Origin of the sequence: Kribbella sp. NPDC004875 (genome assembly GCF_042873375.1) — a bacterium.
In the GTDB taxonomy this organism is placed as follows: Bacteria; Actinomycetota; Actinomycetes; order Propionibacteriales; family Kribbellaceae; genus Kribbella.
The window spans coordinates 417,463-433,167 of the sequence record NZ_JBIALI010000001.1; the positions used below are offsets into that span (position 1 = coordinate 417,463).

17 protein-coding genes and 1 riboswitch are annotated in these 15,705 nt (G+C 68.8%); of the genes, 9 read left to right on the top strand and 8 right to left on the bottom strand.

Annotated features, from left to right (window positions below; translation table 11 throughout):
• Positions 1-114: 114 nt before the first annotated feature.
• Positions 115-894: a hypothetical protein gene (locus ACFYRH_RS02005; RefSeq protein ID WP_387766604.1), complete on the bottom strand. Its 780-nt coding sequence runs from the start codon at positions 892-894 to the stop codon at positions 115-117.
• Between the two features lie 323 nt (positions 895-1,217).
• Between ACFYRH_RS02005 and ACFYRH_RS02010 the strand changes: the two genes are divergently transcribed.
• On the top strand, positions 1,218-2,342 hold the full coding sequence (locus ACFYRH_RS02010; RefSeq protein WP_387766607.1) for a hypothetical protein: 1,125 nt from the start codon (positions 1,218-1,220) through the stop codon (positions 2,340-2,342).
• A complete protein-coding gene (locus tag ACFYRH_RS02015) occupies positions 2,339-3,544 on the top strand; it encodes a hypothetical protein (RefSeq protein ID WP_387766610.1) in 1,206 nt (401 codons plus the stop codon). Before ACFYRH_RS02010 ends, ACFYRH_RS02015 begins: the two co-directional genes overlap by 4 nt.
• Here ACFYRH_RS02015 and ACFYRH_RS02020 read toward each other — a convergent pair.
• From ACFYRH_RS02020 to ACFYRH_RS02035, 4 genes are all read right to left on the bottom strand, one after another.
• Positions 3,479-3,988 (bottom strand): GNAT family N-acetyltransferase, encoded by a 510-nt coding sequence (locus tag ACFYRH_RS02020; RefSeq protein ID WP_387766613.1) that lies wholly within the window; start codon positions 3,986-3,988, stop codon positions 3,479-3,481. The two genes, ACFYRH_RS02015 and ACFYRH_RS02020, sit on opposite strands and share 66 nt — an antisense overlap.
• Before the next feature lie 123 nt (positions 3,989-4,111).
• Positions 4,112-5,182, bottom strand: a complete 1,071-nt coding sequence (locus ACFYRH_RS02025; RefSeq protein ID WP_387766616.1) for a serine hydrolase domain-containing protein — start codon at positions 5,180-5,182, stop codon at positions 4,112-4,114.
• Between the two features lie 79 nt (positions 5,183-5,261).
• Complete coding sequence (locus ACFYRH_RS02030; protein WP_387766619.1) at positions 5,262-5,879, bottom strand: tyrosine-protein phosphatase; 618 nt, start codon at positions 5,877-5,879, stop codon at positions 5,262-5,264.
• A 41-nt stretch (positions 5,880-5,920) separates the two neighbouring features.
• Positions 5,921-7,345, bottom strand: coding sequence for a DHA2 family efflux MFS transporter permease subunit (locus ACFYRH_RS02035; RefSeq protein ID WP_387766621.1), 1,425 nt, complete (start codon positions 7,343-7,345; stop codon positions 5,921-5,923).
• 97 nt (positions 7,346-7,442) lie between these two features.
• Between ACFYRH_RS02035 and ACFYRH_RS02040 the strand changes: the two genes are divergently transcribed.
• Positions 7,443-8,105 carry a TetR/AcrR family transcriptional regulator gene (locus ACFYRH_RS02040; protein WP_387766624.1) on the top strand — a complete coding sequence of 221 codons (663 nt, stop codon included), beginning with the start codon at positions 7,443-7,445 and terminating at the stop codon, positions 8,103-8,105.
• 89 nt (positions 8,106-8,194) lie between these two features.
• Positions 8,195-8,380: a YegP family protein gene (locus ACFYRH_RS02045; RefSeq protein WP_344188618.1), complete on the top strand. Its 186-nt coding sequence runs from the start codon at positions 8,195-8,197 to the stop codon at positions 8,378-8,380.
• Between the two features lie 73 nt (positions 8,381-8,453).
• On the opposite strand, the gene ACFYRH_RS02050 is transcribed toward ACFYRH_RS02045, so the two are convergent.
• The gene (locus ACFYRH_RS02050) at positions 8,454-8,816 is read right to left on the bottom strand and encodes a YciI family protein (protein ID WP_387766627.1); all 363 of its coding nucleotides are present in this window, start codon (positions 8,814-8,816) and stop codon (positions 8,454-8,456) included.
• 97 nt (positions 8,817-8,913) lie between these two features.
• Here ACFYRH_RS02050 and ACFYRH_RS02055 point away from each other — a divergent pair, with 97 nt between their 5' ends.
• Both ACFYRH_RS02055 and ACFYRH_RS02060 read left to right on the top strand, forming a co-directional pair.
• Complete coding sequence (locus ACFYRH_RS02055) at positions 8,914-9,876, top strand: threo-3-hydroxy-L-aspartate ammonia-lyase (protein ID WP_387766630.1); 963 nt, start codon at positions 8,914-8,916, stop codon at positions 9,874-9,876.
• 271 nt (positions 9,877-10,147) lie between these two features.
• Positions 10,148-10,340: riboswitch (cyclic di-AMP (ydaO/yuaA leader) on the top strand.
• Positions 10,340-11,188 carry a C40 family peptidase gene (locus ACFYRH_RS02060; protein WP_387766633.1) on the top strand — a complete coding sequence of 283 codons (849 nt, stop codon included), beginning with the start codon at positions 10,340-10,342 and terminating at the stop codon, positions 11,186-11,188. It overlaps the preceding riboswitch by 1 nt.
• Before the next feature lie 200 nt (positions 11,189-11,388).
• On the opposite strand, the gene ACFYRH_RS02065 is transcribed toward ACFYRH_RS02060, so the two are convergent.
• Positions 11,389-12,045: a response regulator gene (locus ACFYRH_RS02065; protein WP_387766636.1), complete on the bottom strand. Its 657-nt coding sequence runs from the start codon at positions 12,043-12,045 to the stop codon at positions 11,389-11,391.
• On the bottom strand, positions 12,042-13,286 hold the full coding sequence (locus ACFYRH_RS02070) for a sensor histidine kinase (RefSeq protein WP_387766639.1): 1,245 nt from the start codon (positions 13,284-13,286) through the stop codon (positions 12,042-12,044). The genes ACFYRH_RS02065 and ACFYRH_RS02070 overlap by 4 nt, the downstream gene beginning before the upstream one ends.
• Before the next feature lie 143 nt (positions 13,287-13,429).
• On the opposite strand from ACFYRH_RS02070, the gene ACFYRH_RS02075 reads away from it, so the two are divergent.
• The 3 genes from ACFYRH_RS02075 to ACFYRH_RS02085 all read left to right on the top strand — a co-directional run bounded on the left by ACFYRH_RS02075 (position 13,430) and on the right by ACFYRH_RS02085 (position 15,528).
• Complete coding sequence (locus tag ACFYRH_RS02075; protein ID WP_387766642.1) at positions 13,430-14,314, top strand: ABC transporter ATP-binding protein; 885 nt, start codon at positions 13,430-13,432, stop codon at positions 14,312-14,314.
• A gap of 28 nt (positions 14,315-14,342) precedes the next feature.
• Positions 14,343-15,149: an ABC transporter permease gene (locus ACFYRH_RS02080; RefSeq protein ID WP_387766645.1), complete on the top strand. Its 807-nt coding sequence runs from the start codon at positions 14,343-14,345 to the stop codon at positions 15,147-15,149.
• Positions 15,150-15,342: 193 nt separating this feature from the next.
• The gene (locus ACFYRH_RS02085; protein WP_387766647.1) at positions 15,343-15,528 is read left to right on the top strand and encodes a DUF3073 domain-containing protein; all 186 of its coding nucleotides are present in this window, start codon (positions 15,343-15,345) and stop codon (positions 15,526-15,528) included.
• The last annotated feature ends 177 nt before the right edge of the window (positions 15,529-15,705 follow it).

Sequence of the window (15,705 nt, forward strand, 5' to 3'; positions counted from 1 at the left end):
CACGCGCGGCCGGTCGGCGCTCGAGATTGTTGTCGGGCCCAACGATCTCGAACAGCTCGCCCTCGGATGGAGACGGTCTCCAAAGGTTAAGACCACAGCGCCTGCTGGTAAAGATCAGGCCGCGGACCTGGCCAGCATCCGCGCCATCCGAGCACCGATCCGGCTCGGGCAGCTCGCCGGCGCGGACGTATCCGTCCAGGGCGGATCCGAACGCTGCGCCAGGTCGAGGAGCGCCAGCCGGCGAAGACCGTGGTACCCGCCGGCCCGGCTCCAGACCGTCTTGGTCATCGATCCGGATCGCGGAAGAGCCAGCTGGCGCAGCTCGGTCGCACTGCGCAGGAACCCTTCCCGGCGCCGGTCCCGCAACTCGAACACCTGCGGCCCCACGAGCTCCTCGTCGTCCGCGACCTCGCTCAGCCCGGTCTCGGGGTCGAGCTCGAGCCAGGTGAGGTACTCGACGAAGGCCAGCACCAGGATGTGCCGGTCCTGCGGCATCCCACTGGGTCGGTCGGCGGCCAGCCGACGGAGGCTGCTGAGCTCGCTCTGCTCGCGCCAGATCAGCCGGACCGTCCGGTACGCCGCCCCCGCATGCTCGGGTGGCAGCGCGAGCCGGGTGACACCGTCCGCTGTGGCCGGAAGGACGGGCAGCCCGGGCTGTCGCCGCGCTATTCCCGCCGCTGCGATCCCGAGCGTCGCCCAGGCCTGTCCGTGCTCGCCGGCCGCGCGGTATGCCATCGCGCGCGCGACGGTCCGCAGGTTCACCCCGACGTACGCGTCGGCCACCCGGCCCTCGCCGAGCAGCCGCAGCGCGGTCCGCCAGTTCCCCGCCTCCAATGCCCGGATCGCCTCGACGTCGCCGGTGGCGATCGTCGGTACGGCGGCTGATCGATCCATGGGGGCACCTGGTTCCGCTGGGTGATGGGTCCTCGGAAAATCTCCCGTCGCCACGCCGCGGACGGCTTCAGTGGAGTTCAGTGGACTACAGCTAATCCCAGTATCCAAAGTAGAACCAGGTGTACTGCAGGTCAACGCCCAGTATCATTTCTACCGAACGTAGCCAGAGAATCGCAGTGAGTTGACCAATCTCAGGCTGCCGACACGTGCAGGATCTGCGGCTGTCCAGGTACAGCTCGATTCGGTAGAGTTGGGTAGATCGGGTGTACGATCAGCGAATCCGTGGTCGACGCGGTCGACTGACCACCTTTCGGGAGTGAACAGTGGCCCCTTCACCAGAGGCCGTTCGACTCGCCAGGAGGCTCCGAGAGCTCCGGGAGTCGCAGCGACTGACCCAGAAGGACGTGTCGCGCGCGCTCAGCGCGGACACCCGGGTCGCCGTCGCCACGATCAGCTCCTGGGAGTCGCAGTCCAACCCGAAGCTGCCACCGGAGGAGCGGCTGCGGTCCTACGCATTGCTGTTCGCCACGCCGTCGATGCCCGAGCGGCTGCCCCGTGAACAGGACCTCAGCGGGTCCGAGCGGGAGACCTTCACCAAGCTGCACCGCGAACTGGTCACCCTCCGGGACGACGTCCGCCACCAGCAGGCCGACTCCCCGTCGGGCAACGGCTCGTACACCTTCGACTTCGAGTCCGGGCGGATCACGATCATCTGCCCCGAGGCCCCCAAAGACGGACGTTCGCCACTCGCGGACGAGAACAACCCGAACCACACCCGCCTCTACAAGTACGCCGACCTCGACGCCCTGATCGAGATGTGGGGTCACGTGCGCGCCTCCAACCCGGAGCTCCGCGTCCGGCACCGACTGCCGTCCGAGGTGAGCGCGGACCATCTGTCCGGCCACCTGGTCGTGCTCGGCGGCACCGCCTGGAACCAACTCACCGGACGCCTGCTGCGCGTGCTGAACGAGCTGCCGATCAAACAGTTGTCGGTCGACGACCTCGCCGACGGTGAGATCTTCCGGTCCCGCGACGGTCGTGAGTACCGCCCGGTCTGGGAGGAACTCAAGGACGTCAAGCCCGACGAGGCACCGTCGAAGGCGAAGCTCGAGGAGATCCAGGCGCAGGACGCCTGGGACGGCAGGACTCCCCGGGAGCTCATCGAGGACGTCGCGCTGCTCGCCCGGTTGCGGAACCCGTTCAACCGGAGCCGCACCATCACGATCTGCAGCGGTGTCTACAGCCGCGGGGTCCTGGGCGCCGTCCGGGCGCTGACCGACGACGCGGTGCGCGAGCGCAACGAGGCCTATCTGGCCAGCCGGTTCCCGAGTGGGACCTTCGGGCTGCTGCTGAGGGTCCCGGTCGTCAACGGCGAGGCAGTCACTCCTGACATGGAAATCTCGGAGAACCGTTTCTACGAATGGTCTCCCGACGAGGAGGACGAATGAGCCGGCGCGTCACGCACGGCCAATCCCACGCTGCACTGCTGAACGACGTCTCCGCGGTCAAGGTCTCCCCGAACGCACGCACCCGGCTGGACGCCATCGTCGTACCGGCCGCGCGCCAGGCTTCCGCGTTGCAGAACGTCATTCGGCTGTCGATCAAGCTGTCGGTACCACTCGTCATCCTGTGCAGCCGCCAGGCGCAGGCCGACCAGGTCCGGGCCCGCGTCGAAAGCGTGAAGAACTTCGGCGCCCAGGCGCTGGTCATCGAGGTGCCCGAGGACTACCGGCCGCCGTGTACCGCGCCGTTGACATCCGGGCGCGAGTTCACCGAGGCTTCGGCGGGCCGCTCGAGTGACCTGAGCGTGAAGCGCAACATCGGCCTGCTGCTCGGCCGGCTGCGCGGCTGGAACAAGATCCTGTTCGTCGACGACGACATCAGCCAGTTCAACCAGCGCGACGTCGAGCGGCTGACGGCGTACCTCGACCGGTATCCGGTCGCATCGATGGTCAGTCAGTACTTCCCGGACAACTCGGTGGTCTGCCATGCCCGGCGGCTGGCTGGGTTCGGGCAGGACGTGTTCGTCAGCGGCGCGGCCCTCGGCGTGAACCTGAAGCACCCCGACCTGTCGTTCTTCGCCGACATCTACAACGAGGACTGGTTCTTCTTCGCCCGGCAGGCAGCCGACCGGTCGCTGCCGAAGATCGGCGTGGTCCGGCAGGAGGCGTACGAGCCGTTCGAGGACCCGGGCCGCGCGGATCGCGAGGAGTTCGGCGACATCCTCGCCGAGGGGCTGTACGGGTTGCTCGACAAGACGCCGAACTGGAGCTTCAAGGACCAGCTCGCCGCCGCGACCCGGAAGAACCACTGGCAGAGCTTCATCGAGGAACGGCTCGACACGATCCAGACGACGTACAAGGCGCTCACGCAGGCCGAGTTCACGGCCAGCCCGGCGAGCTACCGGGACATGGAGAACGCCCGCAACTCGCTGCAGATCGCGGAGACCCGGGCTACGAGCATCACGCCCGACCTGTGTGTCGACTTCATCGAGAAGTGGCACGAGGACGAGGTGCGGTGGCAACAGATGCTGCGCCGCTTCCCGTCCGGGCTGAGCGAGCAGGACGCGCTGTCCGAGCTGCAGCTAACGTCCTGGCTCTCCTGTGGGTACGGCCAGCTGGCCGGCGTCTCGGGGACGGCCGGCGCGTAGCCGGATCTCACGACGTCCCGAACCGTCCGGGAGCGGCTGGCGTTCCCCGGTCGGGAAGAAACCGAGCCGGTCGTACACCTCCTGTGCGACCGTGTTCGTGTCCAGCACCCAGACCCGCCACTCGGTGACGTCCGGATCGGCCGCGGCCAACTGCCACAGGATCGCCCGCAGCACCCCCGTACGGCGGTACCGCGGGTCGACCCAGACCGACTCGATGTGCCGTTCGTACGCCGGCCGGCCCGCGACCCGGACCGAACTCGCCGTACCGACGATCCGTCTGTCGTGGCGGGCAACGACCCACCGCATCCGGGTGAACCGCTCCCGCCAGCCCTCCTCCCCGACGGTGACTTCGTCCTCGTACTCCGAGATGTACGCCGACGGGGAGTCCTTCAACGCCCGGAGGCGGACCTCCCGGGCGATCGGCCAGTCTTCGGTACCGAGCATGGCGAGTTCCAAGGTCCCGGACCCCTTCGGGAGATGGCAGCAAGACATCCATCCCAGTGTCGCCGTTTCGGCCCTGGACCAAACCGATTGCCGGACAATCTCACAGTCCGTGGCAGCAAGCGGTCATCGGCAGATCGCCTGATCGACGAGCGCGTCGACCGACTTGTCGGGGTTGGTCCTGAAGTCCGGCGTCACCGCGACCGTCACCTGCCGGCGGATGTCCTCGGTGGCGAACGAGTACGCCTGGTACGCCAGCGCGTCGCCATCGTTGCCGTAGACCCGGACCCCGCACGCGGTGTCGTGCCACGACAGGCCCAGCCCGTACGTCCCGTCCTCGGTCCCCGGCGTCTTCATCGCGTCGAGCAGTCGCGCGGGCAGCAGACGCCCGCCGAGCAGCGCGGCGAAGAACCGGTTCAGGTCGTGCGTCGTCGAGATGATGTCGCCACCCGCGCCGAACAACGTCGGGTTCATCTCGGTGAAGTCGATCAGCCCGCCGTCCTTCGGCACGTAGCCGTGCGGGTGCGGTCCACGCAGGTACGTCGACGTACCTGGCATCGTCGTACCGCGCAGACCGAGTGGGCGGATCAGGCGGCGCTCGATCTCCTGGGAGTACGTGTGGCCGGTCGCCTTCCGGATGATCTCGCCGATCACGAGGTAGTTGGTGTTGGAGTAGCTGTACCGCGATCCCGGCTTGTCGAACACCGGCGGGTTCGCGACGGCGCGCTGAATCTGCTCCGCCGCGGTCCAGGTGCGGTACCGATTCGCGTAGAACTCGGCGCTCGGCGGCATCGGCAACGTGTTCTTGTAGTCGAACAAACCGCTGGTGTGGTTCAGCAACTGCCGTACGGTGATGTTCTCGCCGTTCGGCACCACGCCCGGGAGCCAGTGCGCCACCGAGTCGTCGAGCCGAATGCGCCCCTCGGCAACGAGTTGCAGGACGACGGTGGCAACAAACGTCTTCGTGATGCTCCCGGCCCGGAACCGCCCCTCGACCGGCACCTTCCGCGAACTCCCCAACTCCGCGACCCCACTGCTACCGCGCCACACGGCCCCACCGTCCCGTACCTCGGCCAGCGCCCCGATCGCCGCCACGCCGTCCAGCCCCTTCTGCAACTCCCCCGGCGAAGCAACAGCCACCCCCGGCACGAAACTCGCCACCGCCGCCGTCAACGCCACAATCCCCTGAACCAGCATCCCGATCTCCTCTTGTGTTTCCCGATGCCCTCACCCTTTCCTGCGACTCGAAGACAGACATCGGGGATCACCCGGGGAGCTACCCGGTGAGGCGGGCAACCAATGCGTCCAGGTGCCTAGTGGTTGCCCCCGAGTTCAGCAGGTAGTTCGAGGTTGTTTCGTGCTTGTCGTGGAGGTGGGTCAGGAGTCGGAGCATGGTGTCGGCGGAGGCGCCGGAGGCTTCGTAGTCGGCGGCAACTGTTTCGGTTGGTACGCCGAGCAGGTCGAGGATCAGCGCGATGACGACCCCGGTCCGGTCCATGCCGGCGTGGCAGTTGACGACGACGCAGCCGGGTGGGGCATCCGCGATCGCGACGACCGCCGATGCCACCCGGCCGCCGAAGTCGTCGACGAGGATGCGGTACTGGTCGAAGATTCCCAGTTCCGAGACGTCATCGTCGTCGAGCTCCCAGAGTGCGACGTTGTGCCAGCGCGGGTCGGCGGTGTACGGCGATGGCCACTTCCCGCACTCCCACGCGCTGCGCAGGTCCACGAACCTGCTGATCCCGGCGGCCTCGACCGCGGCGTGGCCGGCGGGGCTCAGTTGATCCAGGTTGTCACTCCGGATCAACCGCCCCGCCTGCAGTTCACCGCTTGATGTAGGTAGTCCCCCGAGATCTCTGACGTTGCGGCAGTCCGGCCAGCTCAGTATTCGCATAACCGATCAGCGTAGAGCGGATAGACATTGCCGCAGGCAACTTATGCCGCGGCGGTGGCCTCGGTGAGCTGCTCCGAGGTGGGCTGGAGCTGCGGCGTGGCCAGGGTGAGGAAGACGTTGGCGACCGCGAAGACAGCGGCTGCCATCAGCCCGCGCTCGTATCCGGACTGCAGAGCCTGGAGTTGCGTGGCCCCGTGGGTCAGCTCATGGGTCGTGTGACTGATCGAGAGCGTCGTGACGATCGCCAGACCGAGCGCACCACCGACCTGGTACATCGCGTTCACGACTCCGGACGCCGCGCCGGCCTCCGCCGGACGGACCTCGGAGACCGCGCTGATCTGACCGGGGACGCCGACTCCGATGATGCCGAAGCCGAAGATGATCAGGCCGGGCAACAGCTCCGAGCTGTAGCTACCCGTCGCGTCGGCCTGCGACAGAAGCAGCAGCCCCGTCACGCTCAGAACCGCACCCGCGAGCTGCACGGTCCGCGTGCCCAGCCGCTGCACCAACTGCGACGCGAGCACCGCACCGAGAATCGCCGCGCCGCCCATCGGCAGGAAGTGCACACCCGCCTCGAGCGCGCTGTCCCCGCGCACCTGCTGCAGGTAGATGGCAGTCAGGAAGAACATCGACAGGAACCCGGCACCGTTCAGCGCCAGCGAAGCGCCCGACACACTCAACGCCCGCGACCGGAACAGCCGCAGCGGGACCAGCGGAGCCTCCGACCGGGACTCGACCAGCACGAAAGCCGCGAGCAGGACGACACCGGCAGTCAGTACGCCGATCACCTCGAACGATCCCCACCCGGACGGTTCCGACCGCACCACGCCGTACACGACCGCCATCAAGCCGCCCGTGCCGAGGATCGCGCCGAGTGTGTCGAAGGTACGCCGGCCCGTCGCGTGCCGGACGTCGCGCACGAAGACCGGGATCAGTGCGACCAGCGCGATCACGATCGGCACGTTCACGAAGAACACCCACTGCCAGCTCAGCCGGTCGACGAGTACACCGCCCGCGACCACGCCGAGCGTGCCGCCGAGGCCGGCCAGACCGCCCCAGACACCCATCGCGATGTTCCGCTCGCGGCCGTGCGCGAACGTCATCGTCAGGATCGCCAGCGCCGCCGGCGAGAGCAGCGCACCGCCGAGCCCCTGGACCGCCCGCGCCCCGATCAGGAACTCGGGCGAGTTGGACAGGCCGGCCACCAGCGAGGTGACACCGAAGAGCAGCAGGCCCGCGGTGAACACCCGGCGCGGTCCGAGCAGGTCCGCCATCCGCCCGCCGAGCAGCAGGAAGCCGCCGAAGAGCAGCGTGTACGCGTTGATCACCCATTGCAGGGAGTCGGCGGAGAAGTGCAGGTCCGCCTGGATGTGGGGCAGCGCGACGTTCACGATCGTCACGTCGAGCACCACGATGAACTGCGCGAGAGCCAGCACCGCCAGGGTGGCCCAAGGACTGCGTCGCATCGCCGTACCTCATTCGATGAGTCATGTTGTCTACACCGTATGTATACGGCGTAAGCTTACGCAGTAGACGTTAGGTCTACGGTGTAAACTTGTCAACGTGATCACCAAGGAGAGCTCTCGACGCCTGGATCCGGCGAAGGTGGTGGACAGCGCGCTGGCCATCGCCGACGACGAGGGACCGGCCGCCGTCTCGTTCCGGAAGCTGGCCGCGCAACACGACGTCACGCCGATGGCGCTGTACCGGCACTTCAAGGACAAGGACGACCTGCTCGCCGCGCTCGGTGACCGCCTGCTCGCGGACGTCGTACTGCCGGAGCCGACCGACGAGCCGTGGGACACGCAGCTGCATCGGCTGCTGACGGCGTTCGTCACCGCGCTGCGGGCGCATCCGCGACTGGCGGACCTCACGCTGACCCGGATCCTGATCGCCGAGCCCGGCCTCGCGCTGTCCGAGCGGGCGCTGGAACTGCTGATCGAGGGCGGATTCTCCACCGACGACGCGGCCGAGGTCGGCCGGCAGTCGATCTGTTCGCTGATCGCGCTGGTCACCACGGACCCGATCGCCCGCGAGGTGAGCGACCCGGAGGCCCGCGAGGCCTCGCTCCGCAAGAAGCGGGCCGCCCTGAGCGCGCTGTCGCCGGAGCGGTACCCGCTGATCACCTCCGCCGCGGGCGCCCTGATCTGCCCGTCGTCACGCGATCGGTACTACACCCTCGGCATCGACCTGGTGGTCGCCGGAATCCGCGGCGTCCTCGACTAGCGGGTGTCTGACCGCACGGAGCGGGTTCGAAGGACTACGCTCCGACACGGAGCGACACCACTTTCTATGGTCTCTATGGAGGTACACCGATGGCGGGGAAGTTCGAGCTGTACAAGGACAAGTCCGGCGAGTTCCGGTTCCGCTTGAAGGCCGGCAACGGCGAAGTGATCGCGACCAGCAGTGAGAGCTACAAGACCAAGGCCTCCGCGCTGAACGGGATCGAGTCGATCAAGAAGAACGCCGCCGAGGCGAACCTCGACGACCAGACCGACTGAAACCTCAAGAAAACAAGGGGGTTTCTCCAGCACTCGCCGGAGAAACCCCCTTCGTCTGCCTTCTTCTGGCGACTCAGAGACCGTCCGCGAACTCCACGCCGCGGACCTCGACACCGAGCCCTTCGATGGCGGCGTCCGGGATCTGCGCGGCCAGCTCGCAGGCGCGCTCCCGGGACGCGACGTCGACCAGGTAGTAGCCGCCGAGGAACTCCTTCGACTCCACGAACGGCCCGTCGGTCACCGCGGGGACCCCGCCCCGAACCGTGACCACCGCCGACTGGGCCGGCTGCTGCAGCGCGACCGTGCTGTGGAACTCGCCCGACGCCTTGATCGCCTCCATGAACTTCTCGTGCCCGCTCATGATGGCCTGCTGGTCCGCCTCGGGCAGCGCGCCGAGCACGTCGGGGTTGATGTTCAGGATCAGTAGGTACTTCACGGTGTCTCCTTCACCCGCGGCCCCCGGTGGTGGGTGCCTCTCATCCATCAGTACGGAGCCGTCCGGCGGACCTTGACATGCCCCCTAGCTTCATCTCATGACCGTCTTGAGTCTCACAGATGTCCGGTCCGCCGCGGACCGCCTCGCCGGAGTGGCGCACCGTACGCCGGTCCTCACCTCGCGGACCCTCGACGAGCGGGTCGGGGCGCAGGTGTTCCTCAAGGCGGAGAACTTCCAGCGGATCGGCGCCTTCAAGTTCCGCGGGGCCTACAACGCGATCAGCCGGCTCACGCCCGAACAGCGTGCGGCAGGCGTGGCGGCGTACTCGTCAGGTAATCACGCCCAGGCCGTCGCGCTGGCGGCACGACTCGCCGGGACCAGCGCCGTGATCCTGATGCCGGCGGACGCCCCGCCGACGAAGCTGGCCGCGACCCGCGGGTACGGCGCTGAGGTGGTGACATACGACCGCTACACGCAGGACCGGACCGCGTTGGCACAGGAGCTGGCGAACGAGCGTGGACGGGCGCTGATCCCGCCGTACGACCATCCGGATGTGATGGCCGGCCAGGGGACGGTCGCGCTCGAGCTGATCGAAGAGGTCGGGCACCTCGGGGCGCTGCTGGTCCCGGTCGGCGGTGGTGGGCTGATGGCCGGCTGTGCCACCGCGGCGACCCTGATATGTCCGGGGATCCGGATGATCGGGGTCGAACCGGAGGCGGGCGACGACCACGTGCGGTCACTGGCGAAGGGCGAGCGCGTGGAGATCGCCGTACCGCGGACGATCGCGGACGGGCAGGCGATCTCGACGCCGGGCGAGCTCACGTTCGCGGTGAACCGGCGGCTGATGGAGTCGTGCGAGGTGGTCAGCGACGCCGAGATCGTGGCCGCGATGGCGTTCGCGTTCGAACGGCTGAAGATCGTGCTGGAGCCGAGCGGAGCCAGTGCGCTGGCCGCGCTGTTGGCCGGCCGGGTCCACGGGCTACCGGAACGCGTCGGCGTGGTGTTGTCCGGCGGGAACGTCGGCCTGGACCGGTTCCGCGAGCTGCTCGGAGATAGCTGAACTCGCAAGGACTTTAGGATGCCCTGACCACCCTCTGTGCTCGTTGTCACAGAAAGCCACCATGAAATGTGACCGAGGTCACACTGAAGCCGTCGTTTGCCGCCTAGGACCCGCTCAGTCGCGCTCAGGACACCTGATATTCACCCAGGCTTGCTGATCCGTCAGGGGCCCTTTCAGGGCCTTTTGAGAACGACTCTGTGGATCTGAGGGTTTGCGTCGTGATCATCCTGTTATACAGTCGTCGGCGGTTCGGTAAACAACACGAACCGCACACGGGTCAACGCCGAGCCCTGCCAGGGCCCATGTGCTCCCCTCGAACAACCATGGCAGGGGTGGGGGACCCAGGAAGTTGGGTAGCGGCCGTGAGTGGCCGAAACCCTGGGGTGAAGTCCGCGGGAGCGGACCGGGCTATGAATCCCAGCCCGAACCCGACAGCTAACTTCACAGGCGTCGGGAGACAACCATGCCCGTCACTGCCCGACGGACGTCGCTTTTGCGCGCCGTCAACCAGCTCGCGAGTACCGACCGGCCCACCGGCCGGACCCTGGGGAAGCACCGCAAGACCACCCGTCCGGGGACGCCCCGGGCCGCGGCCGCCGTTCTCTCGGTCGGCCTCGCCGTCGGCGGTGGAGCCGCACTCAGCCTGACTGCCGCTCCGGTGACCGCCTCCGCCAGCACCGCCATGACCGCGGCTCAGCAGCGCGGCCACATGAGCATCCCGAGCCGCCCGCTGCTCCGGCAGGGTGACTCCGGTCCGACCGTCAAGTACGTCCAGAAGGCCCTGCACCTGGGTCCGGACGGCTACTTCGGCACCAGCACCGTCCGGGTGCTGAAGAAGTTCCAGACGTCCTGGGGCCTGAAGGCGACCGGCTACACGGACAAGAAGACCTGGGGCCGGCTGACCTGGGCCGCCAAGCACAAGGTGCTCTACGGCAACTACGGCGCCAGCAGCGGCACCACGACCTTCCGGGCCAAGGTGCTCCGCGAGGCGGCCAAGCTCAAGGGCACGCCGTACCGCTACGGCGGCACGACCACCCGCGGCTTCGACTGCTCCGGCTACACCGGCTACGTGTACAAGAAGGCCGGGCACAAGCTGCCCCGTACGTCGCGTCAGCAGTACAGCGCGACCAAGCACATCAGCCGCAGCGCCGCGAAGCCCGGCGACCTGGTGTTCTTCCGCAACGGTGGCGGCGGTGTGTACCACGTCGGCATCTATGCCGGCGGCAACATGCTGTGGCACGCCTCGAAGCCGGGTCGCCCGGTCGCCAAGGCGAAGATCTGGACCAGCAGCGTGGCCTTCGGCCGCGTCTGAGTCCTGACCGGTCGGCGCCCTTCCCCCCATTGGGCGCCCGCTGGTCGTCAGCGTCCTATCCCCCCAGGCACGCTGGCCCCTGAAACCGGCCCGAGCCGTCGCTCTCCCCCACCCCTCCGACGGCCGGGCCGGTTTCCTCTGTCCCGGCCCCTGTTGTTCACCACCGCGCCCTGGGACGTCTGGCGGCGCTAGGGCGTGCCCTAGTCGTCGAGCAGGCCGGCCTCGTAGGCCAGGATCGCGACCTGGACGCGGTTGGTGGCGTCCAACTTCACCAGGGCCCGGGAGACGTGTGCCTTGACCGTGGCCTCGCTCATGAAGAGTTTCTTGCCGATGTCGGCGTTCTGCAGGCCGCGGCCGACCGCGACCAGCACTTCCCGCTCCCGGTCGGTGAGCTTGCTGATCCGCTCCTGCGCCACCCGCCGCCGGTCCGCGCGCGGGTCACCGGCGAAATGCCCGATCAGTCGCCGCGTCACCGCCGGCGACAACATCGCGTCGCCTGCCGCGACCACCTTGATCGCCTGGACGAGCTCCCGCGGCGGCGTGTCCTTCAGCAGGAACCCGCTCGCCCCGGCCTGCAACGCCCGGAACACGTAGTCGTCCAGATCGAAGGTCGTGAGTACGACGATCTTCGGCGGCTCCGGCAGCGCCTGGACCTCCCGCGTCGCGGCGAGCCCGTCGAGTCGCGGCATCCGGATGTCCATCAGCACGACGTCCGGACGGTGCTTGGTCACCATGGCCGCGGCATCCGCGCCGTCCTCGGCCTCGGCGACCACCTCGAGGTCGTCGTCGGACTCGAGAATCATCTTCAGCCCGGCCCGGACCAGCGCCTCGTCGTCCACGATCAGCAGCCGCGTCATCGGTCCCCTTCGCTGCGGTTCAAGGCGGTATCGCGATCCTGTGCCGTGTCGCGGTCCGACGTCGTGTCCAGGAGCACCGGCTCGGCGTCCTGGCGGTGATCGTCCCACGGCAGCCAGGCCTCGACCCGCCAGCCGCCCTTGGGTGTCGGCCCGGTGGTCAGCCGGCCGCCGACCAACTGCACGCGCTCACGCAGGCCGACCAGCCCCGCGCCGGCACCCGGCAGCAGCGATTCGGCCGCCACCGGCCGGACGTTCGTCACGCGCACCGTCACGCCCTCGCCGCGGGCTCCGTAGACCGTGACGTCCGTCGCCGCGCCGCGGGCGTGCTTGTGGACGTTGGTCAGCGACTCCTGCACCACCCGATAGACGGTCCGCCCGACCGAATCCGGTACGTCGTCCGGCAGCGCGCCGACGTACCCGACCGTCACCCCGGCGTCGCGCGAGGCCGTGACGAGCCGCTCGAGGTCCGCGGCCTGCGGGACAGGGGCCAGGTCGGCGCCGGCGACGCTGACATCGGACCGCAGTACGCCGAGGACCTCGCGGAGGTCCTCCATCGCCTGCCGGGCGGTCTCACGGATCAGTCGGGCCGAGCCCTCGACCTTGTCCGCGCCGACGGTCGGGTTCACCTCGAGGCCGCCGGCGTGCAGGGCGATCAGCGAGACCTTGTGGGCGAGCACGTCGTGCATCTCCTGGGCGATCCGGGACCGCTCACCCAGGCGGGCCTGCTCGCTGCGCAGCTCGCGCTCCGCCTCGGCGCGCTCGGCGCGGTCCCGCAGGGAGGCCATCAGGTCCCGGCGGGCGCCGATGTACGCACCGATGGCTATCCAGGTGCCGATCAGGAACGGGCCGGTGAAGACCGACACCCAGAGCTGTCCCCGATCGCTGACGCTGTTCAGGACGTAGGCGGCGTACGCGGCGAGGCCGAGGATCGCCAGCACGATGTCGCGGCGGCGGATCGACAGCGTCAGCAGGGCCAGGCCCATCGGCACGAAGATCGACGCGGTGAGCAGCGCCAGGACGGTGATCGCGGTGACGGTGACCGGGAAGCGGCGGCGCCAGAGCAGCGCGAGTGACGCCACCACGCCGGCGCCCAGCACGTACCAGTCCTTGACGCTCCAGCCGTTACCGCCGGAGGCCGCCTGCAGGACGATGGTCAGCAGGCTGAACCCGACGTACAGGATGTCGCGCAGGCGCGGGGCATGCCTGACCCACCAGGCGTACCACCGGCGCAACCGTCGCATTCGGTCACTGTAATTGGCCGGATGGCGGGTTCACGTCCCCCTTCCGGCTAGGTTCGGGGGCCGCAGCCGACAACTTTCGTAGGGGGTGGTCGCAGCCGCTCGTCCGATGTGCGACAGGGGTCGGTGACGGTTGACTCGTTGCCATGATCACCGTCGAGAACCTGACCAAGCGCTACGGCAGCACCACGGCTGTCCAGGACGTGTCGTTCACCGTGCAGCCGGGCAGCATCACCGGCTTCCTCGGCCCGAACGGCGCCGGCAAGTCGACCACGCTGCGGATGCTCACCGGGCTGACGCCGCCGACCTCCGGCACCGCCACCATCACCGGCAAGCGGTACGTCGACCTGCCGAACCCGGGCCGCGTCGTCGGGGTCATGCTGGACGCCGCCGCGCAGCACCCCGGCCGTACCGGCCGCGAGACGCTGCTGCTGAACGCCAGCCTGCTCGGGGTGCCGAAGACGCGCGCCGACGAGATGCTCGAGGCAGTCGGTCTCGAGCACGCCGCGAAGCGCCGCGTCGGTCAGTACTCGCTCGGTATGCGGCAGCGGCTCGGGATCGCCGGCGCGCTGCTCGGTGACCCCGCCGTCCTGATTCTCGACGAGCCCGCCAACGGGATGGACCCTGAGGGCATCCGCTGGATGCGTGGGCTGCTGCAGGACTTCGCCGCCCGCGGCGGCACCGTGATCCTGTCCAGCCACCTGCTGGGTGAGGTCCAGGCGACCGTCGACCGGCTGGTCGTCATCGGCGGCGGCCGGATCGTCGCCAACGGCTCGCTGGAGGAGCTGCTGGCCGGCACCGGCACGAAGGTCCGCGGCCTCGACCCGATCGGCCTGAACCAGGCCCTCACCGCCGCCGGCCTGAGCCTGGAGCCGCTCCCGGACGGATCGCTGCGCGTCGACGCCACCGCCGAGCAGGTCGGGCGGGCCGCCGCCGCTGCCGGTCAGATCCTGCTCGAGCTCCGCCAGAGCGACGGCGCCGGCCTGGAGGACCTGTTCTTCCAGCTCACCACCGTGCCCGCCGCCGCCTGATCACCCCGACTTCTTCCTGGAGACCCTGATGACCACAGTGACCGACGTCGCACCCACGGCGCCTGCCAAGCACCGCGCCGAAGTGGCAACCAGCCCGCCGCCCGCACGCGGCCAGTCCTTCCTGAAGCTCGTCACGATCGAGCTCCGCAAGTCCGTCAACACCCGCAGCGGCCGGGTCCTGATCGCCGCCATCCTGCTGATCGCGCTCGCCGCGCTGACCTGGCAGTTCACCCACCAGCCGCAGGGCGTGGCCGGTTTCGAGGGCTTCCTCGGCGCCGCGTCCACCGGCGTGATGCTGCTGCTCCCGGTCATCGGCGTGATGGCGATGACGTCGGAGTGGACGCAGCGGACCGCGCTGACCACCTTCACGCTGTCGCCCCGCCGAGTCCGGGTGCAGTTGGCCAAGTTCGTCTCCGCCGTGGTGCTGAGCGCGGTCGTGATGACCGTCGTCGTCGCGCTGGCCTTCGCGAGCACGGCCCTCGCCGGTGCGTTCACCGACCACGCGGCGTCGTACGCAGGGCTCGGTGGGCAGCTCGCCGGGGCCTACCTGACCGTCGCGCTGAACGTCGTGATGGGCGCCGCGTTCGGTGCCGTCATCCCGCAGACCGCGGTCGCGATCCTCGCCTACTTCATCGCGCCGACCGCCTGGTCGCTGGCCGGGCCGGCGCTGTTCAAGGACAACGCGAACTGGCTCGACGTGTTCGGCGCACTCGGCCGGATCGCGGAGCGTGACCTGCACGGGATGGTGCCGGAGACGCTCACCGCGGTGGGGGTCTGGATCGTCCTGCCGACGATCGTCGGACTGTGGGCTAGCTCACGTCGCGAGGTCAAGTAAGGCGCCGGACGCGGCGGGGCGGGCCGGTTTGAGGGGACCGGCCCGCCTCGCCGGTGCTGTGATCGGACCTCTGGCCGGGGGCGGTGCGTGTGTCGATCCCTGGCTCCGGGTATCCTTGAACCACGATTACTGACGACTGATCCGTGGGCGCCACGCAGCGTACCCGGTTGACTTGTGCGAGGGGGTCGACGCTATGGGGCGCGGCCGTGCAAAGGCCAAGCAGACGAAGGTCGCACGCGACCTGAAGTACCGCACCTGGGACACCGACTTGGACCAGCTCAAGCGAGAGCTGTCCGGTGAGCAGGGTGGGAACCGTTCTGCGAACGGCGACAACGACGGCGACGGTGACGACGCCGACGACTACCACCCCCGTCGGTAAGCAACATCAGCCCGGCTGAGCTGCTCGGCACCCCGTGGGGTGGCTGAGCAGTTCTCCGTGCGTCCGACGTAGTTCCACCACATCAGCACCACAGGTGCGTTCTTGCTGCGCAAGCCGGCGGGCCCAGGCAGCACGACCATCCGGCCGGTGCTCCTGACGGTGGCCAGGTCTCTGTGA

Excerpts from the sequence above, each read along its gene's own strand:
- ACFYRH_RS02005 (WP_387766604.1), bottom strand. The coding sequence starts at position 894 with ATGGATCGATCAGCCGCCGTACCGACGATCGCCACCGGCGACGTCGAG.
- ACFYRH_RS02015 (WP_387766610.1), top strand. The coding sequence starts at position 2,339 with ATGAGCCGGCGCGTCACGCACGGCCAATCCCACGCTGCACTGCTGAAC.
- ACFYRH_RS02020 (WP_387766613.1), bottom strand. The coding sequence starts at position 3,988 with ATGCTCGGTACCGAAGACTGGCCGATCGCCCGGGAGGTCCGCCTCCGG.
- ACFYRH_RS02025 (WP_387766616.1), bottom strand. The coding sequence starts at position 5,182 with ATGCTGGTTCAGGGGATTGTGGCGTTGACGGCGGCGGTGGCGAGTTTC.
- ACFYRH_RS02030 (WP_387766619.1), bottom strand. The coding sequence starts at position 5,879 with ATGCGAATACTGAGCTGGCCGGACTGCCGCAACGTCAGAGATCTCGGG.
- ACFYRH_RS02035 (WP_387766621.1), bottom strand. The coding sequence starts at position 7,345 with ATGCGACGCAGTCCTTGGGCCACCCTGGCGGTGCTGGCTCTCGCGCAG.
- ACFYRH_RS02045 (WP_344188618.1), top strand. The coding sequence starts at position 8,195 with ATGGCGGGGAAGTTCGAGCTGTACAAGGACAAGTCCGGCGAGTTCCGG.
- ACFYRH_RS02055 (WP_387766630.1), top strand. The coding sequence starts at position 8,914 with ATGACCGTCTTGAGTCTCACAGATGTCCGGTCCGCCGCGGACCGCCTC.
- ACFYRH_RS02060 (WP_387766633.1), top strand. The coding sequence starts at position 10,340 with ATGCCCGTCACTGCCCGACGGACGTCGCTTTTGCGCGCCGTCAACCAG.
- ACFYRH_RS02065 (WP_387766636.1), bottom strand. The coding sequence starts at position 12,045 with ATGACGCGGCTGCTGATCGTGGACGACGAGGCGCTGGTCCGGGCCGGG.
- ACFYRH_RS02070 (WP_387766639.1), bottom strand. The coding sequence starts at position 13,286 with ATGCGACGGTTGCGCCGGTGGTACGCCTGGTGGGTCAGGCATGCCCCG.
- ACFYRH_RS02075 (WP_387766642.1), top strand. The coding sequence starts at position 13,430 with ATGATCACCGTCGAGAACCTGACCAAGCGCTACGGCAGCACCACGGCT.
- ACFYRH_RS02080 (WP_387766645.1), top strand. The coding sequence starts at position 14,343 with ATGACCACAGTGACCGACGTCGCACCCACGGCGCCTGCCAAGCACCGC.
- ACFYRH_RS02085 (WP_387766647.1), top strand. The coding sequence starts at position 15,343 with ATGGGGCGCGGCCGTGCAAAGGCCAAGCAGACGAAGGTCGCACGCGAC.